The organism is Clavibacter quasicaliforniensis (genome assembly GCF_051201715.1).
Taxonomy (GTDB): Bacteria; Actinomycetota; Actinomycetes; order Actinomycetales; family Microbacteriaceae; genus Clavibacter; species Clavibacter seminis.
The window spans coordinates 2,420,458-2,434,223 of record NZ_CP139624.1; the positions used below are offsets into that span (position 1 = coordinate 2,420,458).

Consider the following 13,766-nt stretch of genomic DNA (forward strand, 5'->3'; position numbering starts at 1 on the left):
CGTCAGTCGCTGAGCGCGTCGCTGAGGATCGCGAGGACGCCCGCGCGGGTGTCGACCGCGGCCTCGCCCAGGCGGTCGGCGACGATCTCCACGAGCGACTCCAGCACGATCACGTGCGGGATGCGCGAGGTGTGCTCGACCTCGTGGCGGAAGCCGGCCTTCGCAGGGGCGACGACGAGCGCGACGTCCGCGAGGGCCCCGATGGGAGAGGTGGCGAACGACGTGACCACGACGATCCCCGCGCCCGAGGCCCGGGCGGAGCGCGCGGCCCGCAGGCTCAGCTCGTTGGCGCCGCTGCCGCTGATGACCAGCACCACGTCGTCCGCGCCCAGCCGGCTGACGGCGATCTGCTGGCCGATGGGGTCGGCGACGTGCTCGGCCGGGCGGCCCACGGCGGTGAGGCGCATCGAGAGGTCCAGGGCGAGCGGCGAGGACAGGCCGCTCGCGACGATCACGAGCCGGCGGGCGCCGACGACGCGCGTGACGGCGTCCTCCACCTCCGCCTCCGTGAGGACGCTCGCGACGCGCGGCAGGGCGGCGGCGAGCGCGTCGAGGTCGGAGCGGATCCGGCCGAGGGCGCTGGGCCCGTGGGCGTGGTCCCCCGCGGCCGTCGACGCGCGGGCCGAGCTGCGCGCCAGCTCGCGGGTGAGCGCGACGCGCAGCTGCGGGTATCCGCGGTACCCGAGGCTCTGGCAGGAGCGCACGACGGTCGACCGGGCGACGCCCGCGCGGTCGGCGAGCTCCTGCGCGGTGATCTCCACGACGCCCTCGGTGTCGTCGAGGATGAGCTGCACGACCCGGCGCTCGCTCGGCTGCAGGGCGTTGACCACGGTCGCGATGCGCGTGGTGGGCCCGACGTCGTCACTCCACTGCACGGACCCTGGCTCCCTCGGTGATCCGGCGGCGGATGGCACCGGAGATCGCGTCGATCGACATGGTGACGGCGACGACCACGATGAGGAGCACGCCGACGGTGGGCCACTCCCGGTACTGAGTGTATGAGGTGAGCATGTCGCCGATCCCGCCGACGCCGATGAGGCCGAGCACGGCCGACGCGCGCACGTTGATCTCGAACCGGTACAGCCAGAAGGAGAGGAACTCGCCGCTCGCCTGGGGCCAGACGCCCCAGCGGACGAGCGACCAGGCGCCGCCGCCGGCCGCGCGCACGGCCTCGAGCGGGCCGCCGTCCACGCCCTCGACGGACTCGTACCCCCACTTGCCGAGCGTGCCGACGCTCGAGACGGCGAGCGCCAGGGCGCCCGTGAGCGGCGTGAGACCGGTGACGGACAGGATGATGATCGCGGTGATGATCTCCGGCACCGCGCGGATGGCGGAGAACAGGATCCGCAGCGGCCAGCGCACGGCCGCGGGCGCGAAGCCGCGGGCCGCGACGAACGCGAGCGGCACCGAGATCACGATGCCGATGACGGTGCCGACCCAGGCCATGAGCACGGAGATCCAGGTCTGCGCCAGCGCCTCGGGCAGCTTCGACCAGTCGGGGCTGGAGAACATCAGCCACAGGTAGCGGACGACCTCGGCGGGCAGGTCGGCCAGGCGGTCCCACGCGATGTCGGCCGACCAGCACGCGACCAGGACGACGACGGTGACGCCGGCCGCGGCGATCGCGCGACCGGGACGGCGGGGGCGGACGGGCACGGCGAGGCTCATGCGATCCTCTTCCTGATCTCGTTCGAGACGAGGTCGATGACGATGACGATCACGAGGATCTCGAGCACGATCAGCGAGAGCTGGTCGTAGCGGTAGAACGTGCGCACGGCGTCGATCAGGAGGCCGATGCCGCCCGCGCCGACGAGGCCGAGCACGGTGGACGCGCGCACGTTGAGCTCGAGGACGTAGAGCGTCTGGCCGATGAAGCCGGGCATCACGTCCGGCAGCGCCACGGCCCGGTCGACCTGCATGCGGGTGCCGCCCGCCGCGCGACCCGCCTCGAGGGGCCCGGCGTCGTTCGACTCGATGGCCTCCGAGACGAGCTTGACGATGATGCCGACGTTGAACAGGACGAGCGCGATGATGCCGGGCAGCGCGCCGACGCCGACCATCGCGACGAGCACGGAGGCGTAGAGCAGCTCGGGCACGGCGCGCACCACGTTGAGGATCGCGCGGAGGATCCCCCGGCTGACCGGGTTCGGGTTCGTGAGGCGCGCGGCCCAGAGGCTGATCGGGAGCGCGACCGCCGCGCCCGCGACCGTCGCGACGACGGCCATGGCCAGGGTCTCGAGCATGGGCGCGACCGTGCGCGGGAAGAACGCCCAGTCGGGCTGGACCAGCCGCACGAGCTTGTCCGCGCCGTTGCGCCAGTTGCGCGCGATGGCGTCGAACCCGAATGCGACGCCCAGCTGCGGGCTCATCGCGATCGCGGTGATGGCGAGCACCACCGCGAGCGCGAGCCACGGCTTCCAGCGTCCGGCCGGCCGGGGCGGCAGCTCCCTGACGCTCATCCGAGGGTGTCCTCGGGGCGGATCGACCGGCCGTAGATGGCCTCGAACACGTCGTCGCCCGCGGTCGCGGCGGGGCCGTCGTAGACGACCTCGCCGGCGCGGAGGCCGATCATGCGGTCGCCGTACTCGCGCGCGAGGTCGAGCAGGTGCAGGTTGGTGAGCACGGTGATCCCGAGCTCGCGGTTGATGCGACGCAGGTCGCCCATGACGCCGTGGGCGGTCGGCGGGTCGAGGCTCGCGACGGGCTCGTCGGCGAGGACGAGCCGGGGCCGCTGGGCGAGGGCCCGCGCGATGGCGACGCGCTGCTGCTGCCCGCCCGAGAGGGTGGAGGCGCGCGCCCACACCTTCGGGAGGATCCCGACGCTCTCGAGCGCCTGGAACGCGATCTCCCGGTCGGCGGCGGCGTGCATCCCGAGGAAGGTGCGCCAGCCCGGCGTGTGCGCGAGCCGGCCGACGAGGACGTTGTCGAGCACGCTCGCGCGCTTCGCGAGGTTGAAGCCCTGGAAGATCATGCCGATGTCGCCGCGGAGGGCGCGCAGCCGGCGCCCCGCGAGGCCGTCGACGCGCGTGCCGCCGACCTCCACCTCGCCGGAGGAGACGGGGACCAGGCCGTTGATCGTGCGGATGAGGCTCGACTTGCCGGATCCGGACAGGCCGACGATGGAGACCATCTCGCCGCCGGCGATGTCGAGGGAGACGTCCTTGAGCGCGACGACGCCGTTCGGGTACCTGACCGTGACGCCGGCGAGGCGGACGGCCCACGGCGCGGAGGCCGGCGCGAGCGCGCCGGCCTCCGCGAGGGAGCGGGTGGCGGGCACGGGCTACTGCAGACCGAGCGACTGCGCCGCGCGGGCCACGACGTCGAGCGAGGACGGGTCGGCGGGCGCGAGCTTGGTGATGGAGTACACGGCGGTGAGGGCCGCTGATCCCTCGGGCGTGGCCGAGTAGTCGGCCAGCGCCTTCGTGATCTTGTCCTGCAGCTCCGGCGAGAGCGAGCCGGAGACCGCGACGCCGTCGTTGGGGATCTCGTCCGTCATGGCGAAGACGACGACCTTCTGGCCGACGTCCGGCTTGTCCTTGGCGACGATGGTGCGGGCGTCCCAGAAGCTGAAGCCGACCTCGGCGTCGCCGTTGTAGACCGCGAGCACCGAGGCGTCGTTCGCGGTGACGGGGATCTGCTGGATGTCGGAGTCGGTGTCGAGCCCGGCGTCCTTGAGCGCGAGCATCGGGTAGATGTAGCCGGCGGGCGAGCCCGGGCCGAGGACGGCGACCTTGGCGCCCTTCACCTTGGTGATGGAGTCGAGTCCCTGGGGGCCCGAGAGGGCGTCGGCGCCGTTGCAGAAGAGCATGCCGTCGCGCTCGACCGGGGTGTCGTCGCAGTACTTGTCCGGGTCGTTCGTCATGAACTGGGCGGGGTAGGTGATGTTGCCGTTGCGCTCGGTCTGCAGCACGACCTTCGCCTTGTACATGTCGCTCGCCTGCCAGAGCTGGAGGGACGGGAGGAAGCCGATCTGCGCCTGGTCGGCGCCCATCGCCTCGACCGCGGCCTGGTAGTCCTTCGAGACCACGCCGGTGACCGGGATGCCGAGCGCCTTCGTGAGCATGTCGGTGAGCGGCGCGGCGGTCTCGACGAGGCCGTCCTGGTCCTGCGAGGGGACGAGCGCGAGCGTGAGGGAGGTGGGATCCGCGGCGGCCGCGGGCGTGCCGGACGCGTCGGAACCGGCGCCGGCGGAGCAGCCGGTGAGCGCGAGGGCGGCGACGGCTCCGAGGACGAGGAGCGGGAGGGCGGGCTTCTTCATGCGTGCATCTGCTTTCCGTGGGGAGCTGCGGAGGTGGGGACGGGAGGAGAGGAGGGGACGGCGTCGAGCCAGGCGTCGATGTCGTCGTAGAGGTCGGCGACGGTGGCGGCGCGGAAGGTGGGGCGGGCGTCGTCGGACGAGCCGGGGCCGACGAGCGCGGTGCTGAAGCCGCGGGCGTGGGCGGGCTCGAGGTCGTTGACCCAGAGGTCGCCGACGCTGAGGAGCCGGGCGGCCGGGAGGCCAGCGGCAGGACCCGGGTCGACGCGGTCGAGGACGGCGTCCATCCCGGCGGGCTTGCCCGCGCCCGTGACGACCTCGTCGAAGGCGTCGTCGAGGCCGAGGGCGGCGAGCGCCTCCGGGATCCGGCAGGCGGGCGAGTTGGTGACGAGGACGCGGCGGACGCGACCGCTCGTGCCGCGGAGGAAGGAGGCGAGGCCGGCGGGCGGGAGGACGGGCGCGTGCGGGCCGCCGAGCTCGGCGCGGCTCGCGAGGAAGGCGGCGGACAGGAGCCGAGCAGGCACCCCGTGGTCGGCGGCGAGGCCCTGCACGAGCGCGTAGCCGTCGACCGCCCCGGAGGCGCGGCCGACCTGCTGGAGACCCACGGCGACGGCGGCGGCGAATCCCGGTCGGGCGTCGACCGCCAGCGTCTCGGCCACGTGGTGCGCGTAGCGGAGCACGGGGCCGTCGCCGAGGGAGACGGTGCCGTCGAAGTCGAACACGATGGTCCGGCCGGGGGTGCTCACGGGTGGCGCTCGTCTCCGCGCCCGGTTCCTCGGGATCCCGCGTCGGGATCCTGTGGACGCAGCGTCCACGATATGCAGCGCGCATCGACGGAATGACCCAGCTGCGGTGAACGGCACGTGAACGCGCGCCGGCGGGACGCGACGAGGGCGGCGGGACCGTGGGTCCCGCCGCCCTCGCGGTGGTGCGGTGCGGCGCCCGGAGGTGCCGCGTATCAGCAGATCAGCGGATCAGGCGAAGGCCTCCGGCGGCGGGCAGGCGCAGAACAGGTTGCGGTCGCCGTACGCCTGGTCGATGCGGCGCACCGGCGGCCAGTACTTGTCGCGCACCAGGGTCGACACCGGGTAGACGGCGCGCTCGCGCGTGTACGCGTGCGTCCACTCCCCCGCGATGACCGACTCGGCCGTGTGCGGCGCGTTCCGGAGCGGGTTGTCGTCGGCCGGCCACTCGCCCGCGGCGACCGAGTCGGCCTCCTGCTTGATGCCGATCATCGCGGCGATGAAGCGCTCGACCTCGGCGAGGTCCTCGCTCTCCGTCGGCTCGACCATGAGCGTGCCCGGGACCGGGAAGCTCATCGTCGGCGCGTGGAAGCCGTAGTCGACGAGGCGCTTGGCCACGTCGTCCACCGTGATCCCGGTCGCAGCGGTCAGCGGACGCAGGTCGAGGATGCACTCGTGCGCGACGAGGCCGTCCTCCCCCGCGTAGAGCACCGGGTAGTGGTCGCGCAGGCGCGCGGCGATGTAGTTCGCCGAGAGGACCGCGGCCCCGGTCGCCTGCTTGAGCCCCTCGGCGCCCATCATGCGGACGTAGGCCCAGCTGATCGGCAGGATGCTCGGGGATCCGTAGGGAGCCGCCGACACCGGGGCGCCGCCGTGCTCGATCGTGGACACGACCCCGTCCTGGACGAGCGCGTGCACGTTGCGCTGCGCCTGCGGGTGGCCGGGCAGGAAGGGCGCGAGGTGCGCCTTCGCCGCGACCGGGCCGACGCCGGGTCCGCCGCCGCCGTGCGGGATGCAGAACGTCTTGTGCAGGTTGAGGTGCGAGACGTCGCCGCCGAAGTCGCCGAACCGGGCGAAGCCGAGCAGCGCGTTGAGGTTCGCGCCGTCGACGTAGACCTGGCCGCCGGCCTCGTGCACGGCCTCGCAGATCGCGCCGACCTCGTGCTCGTAGACGCCGTGGGTGGAGGGGTACGTGATCATGAGGCCCGCGAGCTCGTCGCGGTGCTGCGCGATCTTGGCCCGCAGGTCGTCGAGGTCGACGTTGCCGAGGTCGTCGCACGCGACCACAACGACGCGCATGCCCGCGAGCACGGCGCTGGCCGCGTTCGTGCCGTGCGCGCTCTGCGGGATGAGGCAGACGGTGCGCGCGTCGTCGCCGTTCGCGAGGTGGTAGCCGCGGATCGCGAGGAGGCCCGCGAGCTCGCCCTGGCTGCCCGCGTTCGGCTGGAGGCTCACGGTGTCGTAGCCCGTGACGTCGGCGAGCCAGGTCTCCAGCTGGAGGACCAGCTCGAGGTAGCCCTCGACGTCGTCAGCCGGCGCGAACGGGTGGATGGCCTGGAACTCGGGCCAGGTCACCGCCTCCATCTCGGTGGCCGCGTTGAGCTTCATGGTGCAGGAGCCGAGCGGGATCATGCCGCGGTCGAGCGCGTAGTCCTTGTCGGAGAGGCGCTTGAGGTAGCGCATCATGCCGGTCTCGGAGCGGTGCGTGGAGAAGACGGCGTGCGTGAGGTACTCGCTCGTGCGGATCGACTGCTCGGGGATAGAGGAGAGGTCGCCGTGCGCGCCCTCGTCCTCCGCGAGCTCGGCGCCGAACGCGCGCGCGACGGCCGCGAGGTCCTCGGGGCGCGTGGCCTCGTCGACGCTGAAGCCGAGCGTGTCGGCGTCCACGCGGAGCAGGTTGACCCCGCCCGCGGCGGCCGTCGCGAGGATCTCGTCGGCGCGGCCGGGCACGGAGACGCGCACGGTGTCGAAGAACGCGGCGTGGACGGGCGAGACGCCGACGGTCGCGAGCGAGCGGACGAGGCGGCGGGCGCCCCGGTTCGCCTGGCGCGCGATCACGCGGAGGCCCTTCGGCCCGTGGTAGACCGCGTACATCGAGGCCATCACGGCGAGGAGGACCTGCGCCGTGCAGATGTTGCTGGTGGCCTTCTCGCGGCGGATGTGCTGCTCGCGCGTCTGCAGCGAGAGGCGGTATGCGGGGTGGCCGGCCGCGTCCTGGCTGACGCCGACGAGGCGGCCGGGCATCTGCCGCTCGAGCCCCGCGCGCACGGCGAGGTAGCCCGCGTGCGGACCGCCGAAGCCCATGGGGACGCCGAAGCGCTGCGAGGTGCCGACCGCGATGTCCGCGCCGAGCTCGCCCGGCGAGGTGATGACCGTGAGGGCGAGCAGGTCGGCCGCGACGACCGCGAGGCCGCCCGCCGCGTGCACGCGCGCGATGACGGCGCTCGGGTCCCAGACGCGGCCGGAGGCGGCCGGGTACTGGATGAAGGCGCCGAACGCGTCCGGCAGCTCGGCCGGATCCACCGTGGCGAGGTCGTGCGCGACGAGCTCGATGCCGAGGGCGGCGGCCCGGCTGTCGAGGAGCGCGCGCGTCTGCGGCAGGGCGTCGGCGTCGATGAGGAACACGTCGGTCTTGGCCTTGGAGGCGCGGCGCGCGAGCAGCATGCCCTCGACGACGGCCGTGGCCTCGTCGAGCATGGACGCGTTCGCGGTCGCGAGCCCGGACAGCTCGGCGACCATCGTCTGGAAGTTGATGAGCGCCTCGAGGCGGCCCTGCGAGATCTCCGGCTGATAGGGCGTGTACGCCGTGTACCAGCTCGGGTTCTCGAGCACGTTCCGGGTGATCACGGCGGGCGTGATCGTGTCGTGGTAGCCGAGGCCGATCATCGACGTGCGCACGCGGTTGCGGCCCGCGATGCGGCGGAGCTCGGCGAGGGCGTCGCGCTCGGTGGCGGCCTCGGGCAGCACGGAGTCGCCCTCGGTGCGGAAGCGGTCGACCTGGATCGTCTCGGGCACGGCCTTCGCGAGGAGGGACGGGATCGAGTCGTGGCCGAGGACCCCGAGCATGGTGGCGCGGGCCTCGGAGTCGATGCCGATGTGACGGGCGCCGAACGCGCCCGGCGCGAACGTCGAGGACTCCTCGGCGATGTCGGGAGCGGCGTCGGGCGCGGGGGTGGCCGGGCGCGTGCCGGCGTCGACGGCGGTCACTCGCCCACCAGCGCGACGTACTCGTCGTGGCTGAGGAGCGCCGGGAGCGCCTCGAAGCGCACCTTCACGAGCCAGCCGGCGCCGAACGGGTCGCTGTTGACGAGGTCGGGCGAGGCCACGACGTCGTCGTTGACCTCCGTGACGGTGCCGTCGATGGGCGCGAACAACTCGCCGACCGACTTGGTCGACTCGATCTCGCCGACGACCTCGCCGCCCGCGAGCTCGTCGCCCACCGCGGGGAGCTCGACGAAGACGACGTCGCCGAGCTTGTCGGCGGCGTAGGAGGTGATGCCGACGGTCGCGACGTCGCCGTCGACCTGCACCCACTCGTGCTCGGCGGTGTACTGGAGGCTGGTCTGGTCGGTCATGCGAGGGCCTTTCGCGAGTAGAAGGGGAGGGTCACGACGGTGGCAGGCACGCGCGTGCCGCGGACGTCGACGGTCAGGCGCGTGCCGGGGGCGGCGAGCGAGGGATCCACGTACGCCATGGCGACGGGGTGGCCGAGCGTGGGCGACAGGGCGCCGCTCGTGATGATTCCGACGGGCGCGACGGCGCCCTCGGTGGCCTCCATCACGGCCTCGAGGGCCGCGGCGGAGTCGCCCGCGGCCTCCTCGGCGTAGACGGGGTAGTCGGCCCGGGGCGCGCGGCGGCCCTCGGTGACGAGGCCGACGAGCACGCGGGCGACGGGATCCGGGCCCTTCTCCACGGCGGCGCGACCGCGGAAGTCGCCCTCCTTGCCGAGCGCGACCACCTTGCCGAGGCCGGCCTGCACGGGGAGCGTGTGCAGGCCCAGCTCGTGGCCGTAGAGCGGCATGCCCGCCTCGAGCCGGAGCGTGTCGCGGCAGGCGAGGCCCGTGTTCAGGAGGCCGAGCGGCGTGCCGGCCGCGACGAGCGCCTCCCACAGGGCGACGGCGTCCTCGGTCGCGACGTACAGCTCGTAGCCGTCCTCGCCCGTGTACCCGGTGCGGGCGACGAGCACGTCCTGGCCGGCGAAGCGCGCGGCCGTCGCGCGGTAGTAGCGGAGCGCCTCGAGCGGCGTCTCGGTCTCGAGGCCGGCGGTGGCCTCGAGGATCGCGCGGGACACCGGACCCTGCACGGCGATGAGCGCGACGTCGTCGCTCGCGTCGTCGACCTCCACGTCGTCCCTGCCCGCGGCGGCCTCGGCCAGGACGGCGAGCACGGGATCGTGGTTGCCCGCGTTCGCGACGACCAGGAAGGACTCCTCGCCGGTGCGGTAGACGATGAGGTCGTCGACGATGCCACCCGAGGGATCCAGCAGCAGCGTGTACTTCGCCTGCCACTCGGCGATGGCGGAGAGCTTCCCCGCCAGGACGGAGTCGAGGAACGCGGCGGCGCCCTCCCCCTCCACGGCGATCTCGGCCATGTGCGAGATGTCGAAGATGCCCGCGGCCTCGCGCACGGCGCGGTGCTCGGCGAGGTCGCTCGTGTAGCGGACCGGCATGAGCCAGCCGGCGAAGTCGGTGAAGGAGGCGCCGGCCGCCTCGTGCACGGCGTGCAGCGGGGATCGGCGGGGCGGGTCTCCGGCGGCCGCGTCGGGCGCGGTGTCTGCGGGTGCGTCGGGCATGGAGTCCTCCGGTCGTGACCGGCGCGGACGCCGGATGCGGGACTCCCCCTCTGTCATGTGCCTGAGAGCTTCGCGCCGTCCGAGGACGGTGCTTTCACCGTGGGCGAGCCGTGCGGGACGGCTGCTTTTCAGAGTGGCCAGTGCATCGCGGTACGTGGACCTGAGAGATTGGCGGGGAGGCTTGCTCCTTCGGTGCTCCCGGAGGAGCTCTCCCGCGATGCGTGCGCGGCCGTGTTACGCGTCCCAGCATATCGAGCGGGACGTTTCCGCCGTGTGACGATTCCCGGTCGATCCCCCGCGCCGGACGCGACGACGCCGCCGCGTCCGGGTGGATGCGGCGGCGTCGGGGGTCGGGTCGACCCGCGGGTCAGATCGCGTCGGGCGAGGGCGATGCGGGTGCCTGCGGCGCGCCGTCCTCGTCCTGGTCGATGACGCGGCGCACGTCGTCGGCGAGCTGCGCGACGCCCTCGGGCATCATCTCGAAGCCGTCTGTGGTGCCGACGTTGATGACGAGGCCGGTGCCCTCGGGGATCGCCTGCACGAGCTCGGCGGCGGGGATGGTGGCGACGTGGTCGGCGACGCTCGTGACCTTCTCGTCGATGCGGTCCTCGTGCGTGAACGCGGCGAGCATGGGCACGCCGTCGCGGTCGAAGAGGACGGGCTGGAGCTGGTCGGTCTCGGGGGTGAGGGGCGTGGCGGTGGGCACCACGACCGTCGTGTTGATGAACTCGGTGAGGACGGCGGTCATGTCGGACTCGCCCGCCTGGCCGCGCGCGATGGCCTGCTCGAGGGGGGTGGGCTCTCGGTCCTGTGAATCGGTCATGGGTCCATCGTGCCCGATCCGGCGGGGCGGCGCCTGACCGCGGCGCCCGGGCCGGGCCTCCCCGCGGCCGCGCGCGGAGTTAGGATCGTCTCTTCCACCCGCCATCCGTCCCGAGGGGAGACGCCCGTGTCGATCGGACGCCAGCGCCCCCGCGGCGAGCTCGAGGCCGCCATCATGGACGCCCTCTGGGACGCCGACGAGCCGCTGACGGCTAAGGACGTCGTCGCCCGCATCCCGGATCCACGCCCCGCCCTCACCACCGTGCTCACGGTGCTGGAGCGGCTCGGCCAGAAGGGCCTCGTCACGCGCTCCGACGAGGCGCGCGCGCTCACGTTCGCGCCCGCCCGCTCGCGCACCGACCACGCGGCGTCGCTCATGTCGGGCGCGCTCGCGGCCACGAAGGACCGCGAGGCCGCCCTGCTGCGCTTCGCCGGCACGCTCGACGGCGACGACCTCACGGCCCTGCGCCGCGCGCTCGGCGGGGACGACCGGGCTTAGGCAGTCCGCTCGCCCGGCTAGCGCGGGTCGTCGGCGCCGTCGTACGGACCGCCGACGCTCCCGCCGTCCTCGCCGGGGAACCGGCGCGACGACCGGCGCACGACGCCGACCACCACGAGCACGGCGGCCGCGAGGATCACGAGGCCGATGAGCACGAACACCCAGACGGGCGTGGTCTCCGCGGCGTCGGCGAGCGGCACGGACTCGCCGGACTGCGCGTCCGAGGTCGGCGCGGGCGCGACGGACTCGGCGCCCTGCGTCGTCATGGTGCCCTCGGGCTCGGGCGTCGCGGTCGCCGCACTGCCGGCCCAGGCGTCGCCGCAGGCCGGGGCCGCGGCGATGGCCGGGGTGCCCGTCGTGTCGCCGGTCGGCGCGTAGGTGAAGGAGTAGGTGCCGTCGATGGGGTGGCTGTCGCTCGAGACCGCGCGCCACGTGACCTGGTAGGTGCCGGCAGTGCCGAGCGCGATGCGGGTCGTGGCGGTGGATCCGTCGACCGCGACGCAGCCGTCCTCGTGGAAGGAGCCGTCCGAGGCGTTGACCACCTGGATCGCGAAGCCAGAGGCCTGCGCGTCGAGGGCGAGGAGCTCCTCGCTGAAGTCGAGCGCGATGGTGCCGGGCTCGTCCGTGACGGTGGCGTCGGCGGCAGGGGTGGATCCCACGAGCCGGTCGTGCGCGGACGCGGCGCCCGCCGGGATGAGCGCCCCGCCCAGCACGAGGGCCGCGGCTCCCGCGGCGAGCGCGGCACGACGGAGGAGGGACGGGGTGCGGGGGTGGTGCGGAGACGCCATGGGTCCATCATCCCCTGCGCATGCGCCCGGCGGGCGGCCGTCCATGACGCCGCGCCCGCACGCGTGTTGCGCCCGGGGGCGCGGCACGATGGAGTGGACGGATGCACACCGCACCGCAGGACGCCCCCGGCGACGGCACGGCGCGATCCGCCGGCCTCACCGCCGACGAGATCGACCGGATCCGACGCGACTTCCCGCTCCTCGACTCGGAGGTGAACGGCCACCGGCTCGTCTACCTCGACTCGGCCGCCACCTCCCAGAAGCCGCGCCAGGTGCTGGACGCGGAGCGCGCGTACCTGGAGCACCGCAACGCCGCCGTCCACCGCGGCGCGCACACGCTCGCGGCCCTCGCGACCGAGGAGTTCGAGGAGGCGCGCGAGAAGGTCGCGCGCTTCGTGGGCGTCGACGCGGGCGAGATCGTGTGGACCTCCAACGCGACCGAGGGGCTGAACCTCGTCGCGTACGGCCTCGGGAGCGCGGCCGCGCCCGCGTCCATCCGCGTGCGGGAGGGCGACGAGATCGTCGTCACGGAGTCGGAGCACCACGCGAACCTCATCCCGTGGCAGCAGCTCGCGCTCCGCACGGGCGCCCGGCTGCGCTTCATCCCCGTCGACGACCAGGGCGCGCTGCGGCTGGAGACGCTGGGCGACGTGATCACGGAGCGCACGCGCGTCGTCGCGCTGGCGCACGTCTCCAACGTGCTGGGCGGGATCGCGCCCCTCGGTCCCGTCGTCGCGCGGGCGCGGGAGGTGGGGGCGCTCGTCGTGCTCGACGCCTGCCAGTCCGTGCCGCACCTGCCGGTGGACCTGCGGGCGCTCGACGTCGACCTCGCCGTCTTCTCCGGCCACAAGATGCTCGCGCCGACCGGGATCGGCGTGCTCTACGGGCGCCGCCAGGTGCTCGAGGCGCTGCCGCCCTTCCTCACGGGCGGGTCGATGATCACGACCGTCACGATGGAGTCGGCCGAGTTCCTCCCGCCGCCGCAGCGCTTCGAGGCCGGCACGCAGCGCATCTCGCAGGTCGTGGCGCTGGGCGCAGCGGTCGACTACCTGGAGGCGGTCGGCATGGACCGGATCCAGGAGCACGGGCGGCGCATCGGCGCGCGGCTGGTGACGGGCCTCTCGGGGATCCGGGGCGTGCGCGTGCTCGGACCCCACGACGACCGCATCGGGCTCGCGGCGTTCGACCTGGCGGGCGTGCACGCGCACGACGTGGGGCAGATCCTCGACGACCGCGGCATCGCCGTGCGCGTCGGGCACCACTGCGCGCAGCCGCTGCACCGCCGGCTCGGGCTCACCGCGTCCACGCGCGCGAGCGGGACCCTGCACACGACAGACGCCGAGATCGACCTGCTGCTGCAGGGCGTCGAGGACGCGGCCGCGTTCTTCGGGGCCGGCCGATGAGCGCTCCCGCGTCCGGCGGCGGCGCGCTGTACCAGGAGCTGATCCTCGACCACTCGCGCACGCCCGAGGGCACGGGCGATCCCACCGGCTGGCCGCTGCACGCGCACCAGGTGAACCCGACGTGCGGGGACGAGATCACCCTCGGCGTCCGTGTCGAGGACGGCCGCGTGGTGGAGATCGCGTGGACGGGCCACGGCTGCGCGATCTCGCAGGCGTCGGCGTCGATGCTCGTCGGCGTGCTCGACGGCGTGGACCTCGACACGGTGCGCGCGCGGGCCGAGGCGTTCCGCGAGGTCATGCGGAGCCGCGGCGCGTCCCACCTCGACCCGGAGGAGTTCGGCGACGCGGTCGCGCTCGACGGGGTCTCCCGGTACGTGGGCCGCGTGAAGTGCGCGATGCTGCCGTGGACGACGCTGGAGGAGGCGCTCCGCGCGGGCTGATCCGCGCCCTCCCGCGCCCTGCCG

General features: G+C 73.8%; 14 protein-coding genes and 2 riboswitches. Of the genes, 3 read left to right on the forward strand and 11 right to left on the reverse strand.

Annotated elements, in window-relative coordinates; genetic code table 11:
• Window positions 1-2 precede the first annotated feature (2 nt).
• From NL142_RS11470 to NL142_RS11515, 10 genes are all read right to left on the reverse strand, one after another.
• Window positions 3-875, reverse strand: a complete 873-nt coding sequence (locus tag NL142_RS11470; protein ID WP_194684744.1) for a MurR/RpiR family transcriptional regulator — start codon at window positions 873-875, stop codon at window positions 3-5.
• Complete coding sequence (gene phnE / locus NL142_RS11475; RefSeq protein WP_435079624.1) at window positions 862-1,668, reverse strand: phosphonate ABC transporter, permease protein PhnE; 807 nt, start codon at window positions 1,666-1,668, stop codon at window positions 862-864. The genes NL142_RS11470 and phnE (NL142_RS11475) overlap by 14 nt, the downstream gene beginning before the upstream one ends.
• Window positions 1,665-2,459, reverse strand: a complete 795-nt coding sequence (phnE, locus tag NL142_RS11480) for a phosphonate ABC transporter, permease protein PhnE (protein WP_435079626.1) — start codon at window positions 2,457-2,459, stop codon at window positions 1,665-1,667. Before phnE (NL142_RS11480) ends, phnE (NL142_RS11475) begins: the two co-directional genes overlap by 4 nt.
• Complete coding sequence (gene phnC / locus NL142_RS11485; protein WP_194684747.1) at window positions 2,456-3,277, reverse strand: phosphonate ABC transporter ATP-binding protein; 822 nt, start codon at window positions 3,275-3,277, stop codon at window positions 2,456-2,458. Before phnC ends, phnE (NL142_RS11480) begins: the two co-directional genes overlap by 4 nt.
• Before the next feature lie 3 nt (window positions 3,278-3,280).
• Complete coding sequence (gene phnD / locus NL142_RS11490) at window positions 3,281-4,258, reverse strand: phosphate/phosphite/phosphonate ABC transporter substrate-binding protein (RefSeq protein WP_435079628.1); 978 nt, start codon at window positions 4,256-4,258, stop codon at window positions 3,281-3,283.
• Complete coding sequence (locus NL142_RS11495; protein WP_435079630.1) at window positions 4,255-5,001, reverse strand: HAD family hydrolase; 747 nt, start codon at window positions 4,999-5,001, stop codon at window positions 4,255-4,257. Before NL142_RS11495 ends, phnD begins: the two co-directional genes overlap by 4 nt.
• 228 nt (window positions 5,002-5,229) lie before the next feature.
• Window positions 5,230-8,205 (reverse strand): aminomethyl-transferring glycine dehydrogenase, encoded by a 2,976-nt coding sequence (gcvP, locus tag NL142_RS11500; protein WP_435079632.1) that lies wholly within the window; start codon window positions 8,203-8,205, stop codon window positions 5,230-5,232.
• A complete protein-coding gene (gcvH, locus tag NL142_RS11505) occupies window positions 8,202-8,573 on the reverse strand; it encodes a glycine cleavage system protein GcvH (RefSeq protein ID WP_045528732.1) in 372 nt (123 codons plus the stop codon). The genes gcvP and gcvH overlap by 4 nt, the downstream gene beginning before the upstream one ends.
• Window positions 8,570-9,790: a glycine cleavage system aminomethyltransferase GcvT gene (gene gcvT / locus NL142_RS11510; protein ID WP_435079635.1), complete on the reverse strand. Its 1,221-nt coding sequence runs from the start codon at window positions 9,788-9,790 to the stop codon at window positions 8,570-8,572. Before gcvT ends, gcvH begins: the two co-directional genes overlap by 4 nt.
• 43 nt (window positions 9,791-9,833) lie before the next feature.
• Window positions 9,834-9,927: riboswitch (glycine riboswitch) on the reverse strand.
• 1 nt (window position 9,928) lies between these two features.
• Window positions 9,929-10,015, reverse strand: a riboswitch (glycine riboswitch).
• Between the two features lie 142 nt (window positions 10,016-10,157).
• Complete coding sequence (locus NL142_RS11515) at window positions 10,158-10,613, reverse strand: SseB family protein (protein ID WP_043588550.1); 456 nt, start codon at window positions 10,611-10,613, stop codon at window positions 10,158-10,160.
• A gap of 126 nt (window positions 10,614-10,739) precedes the next feature.
• Here NL142_RS11515 and NL142_RS11520 point away from each other — a divergent pair, with 126 nt between their 5' ends.
• On the forward strand, window positions 10,740-11,111 hold the full coding sequence (locus tag NL142_RS11520) for a BlaI/MecI/CopY family transcriptional regulator (RefSeq protein ID WP_012038889.1): 372 nt from the start codon (window positions 10,740-10,742) through the stop codon (window positions 11,109-11,111).
• 17 nt (window positions 11,112-11,128) lie between these two features.
• On the opposite strand, the gene NL142_RS11525 is transcribed toward NL142_RS11520, so the two are convergent.
• Entirely contained in the window at window positions 11,129-11,899 is a 771-nt protein-coding gene (locus NL142_RS11525) for a copper resistance CopC family protein (RefSeq protein WP_435079638.1), read from the reverse strand.
• 101 nt (window positions 11,900-12,000) lie between these two features.
• Between NL142_RS11525 and NL142_RS11530 the strand changes: the two genes are divergently transcribed.
• Window positions 12,001-13,302, forward strand: a complete 1,302-nt coding sequence (locus tag NL142_RS11530; RefSeq protein WP_435079640.1) for a SufS family cysteine desulfurase — start codon at window positions 12,001-12,003, stop codon at window positions 13,300-13,302.
• Window positions 13,299-13,742, forward strand: a complete 444-nt coding sequence (sufU, locus tag NL142_RS11535) for a Fe-S cluster assembly sulfur transfer protein SufU (RefSeq protein ID WP_435079642.1) — start codon at window positions 13,299-13,301, stop codon at window positions 13,740-13,742. Before NL142_RS11530 ends, sufU begins: the two co-directional genes overlap by 4 nt.
• Window positions 13,743-13,766 lie beyond the last annotated feature (24 nt).

What these genes read in the sequence shown, in the direction of transcription:
- phnE (WP_435079624.1), bottom strand. Translation starts at nt 1,668, where the DNA reads ATGAGCCTCGCCGTGCCCGTCCGCCCCCGCCGTCCCGGTCGCGCGATC.
- phnE (WP_435079626.1), bottom strand. Translation starts at nt 2,459, where the DNA reads ATGAGCGTCAGGGAGCTGCCGCCCCGGCCGGCCGGACGCTGGAAGCCG.
- phnD (WP_435079628.1), bottom strand. Translation starts at nt 4,258, where the DNA reads ATGAAGAAGCCCGCCCTCCCGCTCCTCGTCCTCGGAGCCGTCGCCGCC.
- gcvH (WP_045528732.1), bottom strand. Translation starts at nt 8,573, where the DNA reads ATGACCGACCAGACCAGCCTCCAGTACACCGCCGAGCACGAGTGGGTG.
- gcvT (WP_435079635.1), bottom strand. Translation starts at nt 9,790, where the DNA reads ATGCCCGACGCACCCGCAGACACCGCGCCCGACGCGGCCGCCGGAGAC.
- NL142_RS11515 (WP_043588550.1), bottom strand. Translation starts at nt 10,613, where the DNA reads ATGACCGATTCACAGGACCGAGAGCCCACCCCCCTCGAGCAGGCCATC.
- NL142_RS11525 (WP_435079638.1), bottom strand. Translation starts at nt 11,899, where the DNA reads ATGGCGTCTCCGCACCACCCCCGCACCCCGTCCCTCCTCCGTCGTGCC.
- NL142_RS11530 (WP_435079640.1), top strand. Translation starts at nt 12,001, where the DNA reads ATGCACACCGCACCGCAGGACGCCCCCGGCGACGGCACGGCGCGATCC.
- sufU (WP_435079642.1), top strand. Translation starts at nt 13,299, where the DNA reads ATGAGCGCTCCCGCGTCCGGCGGCGGCGCGCTGTACCAGGAGCTGATC.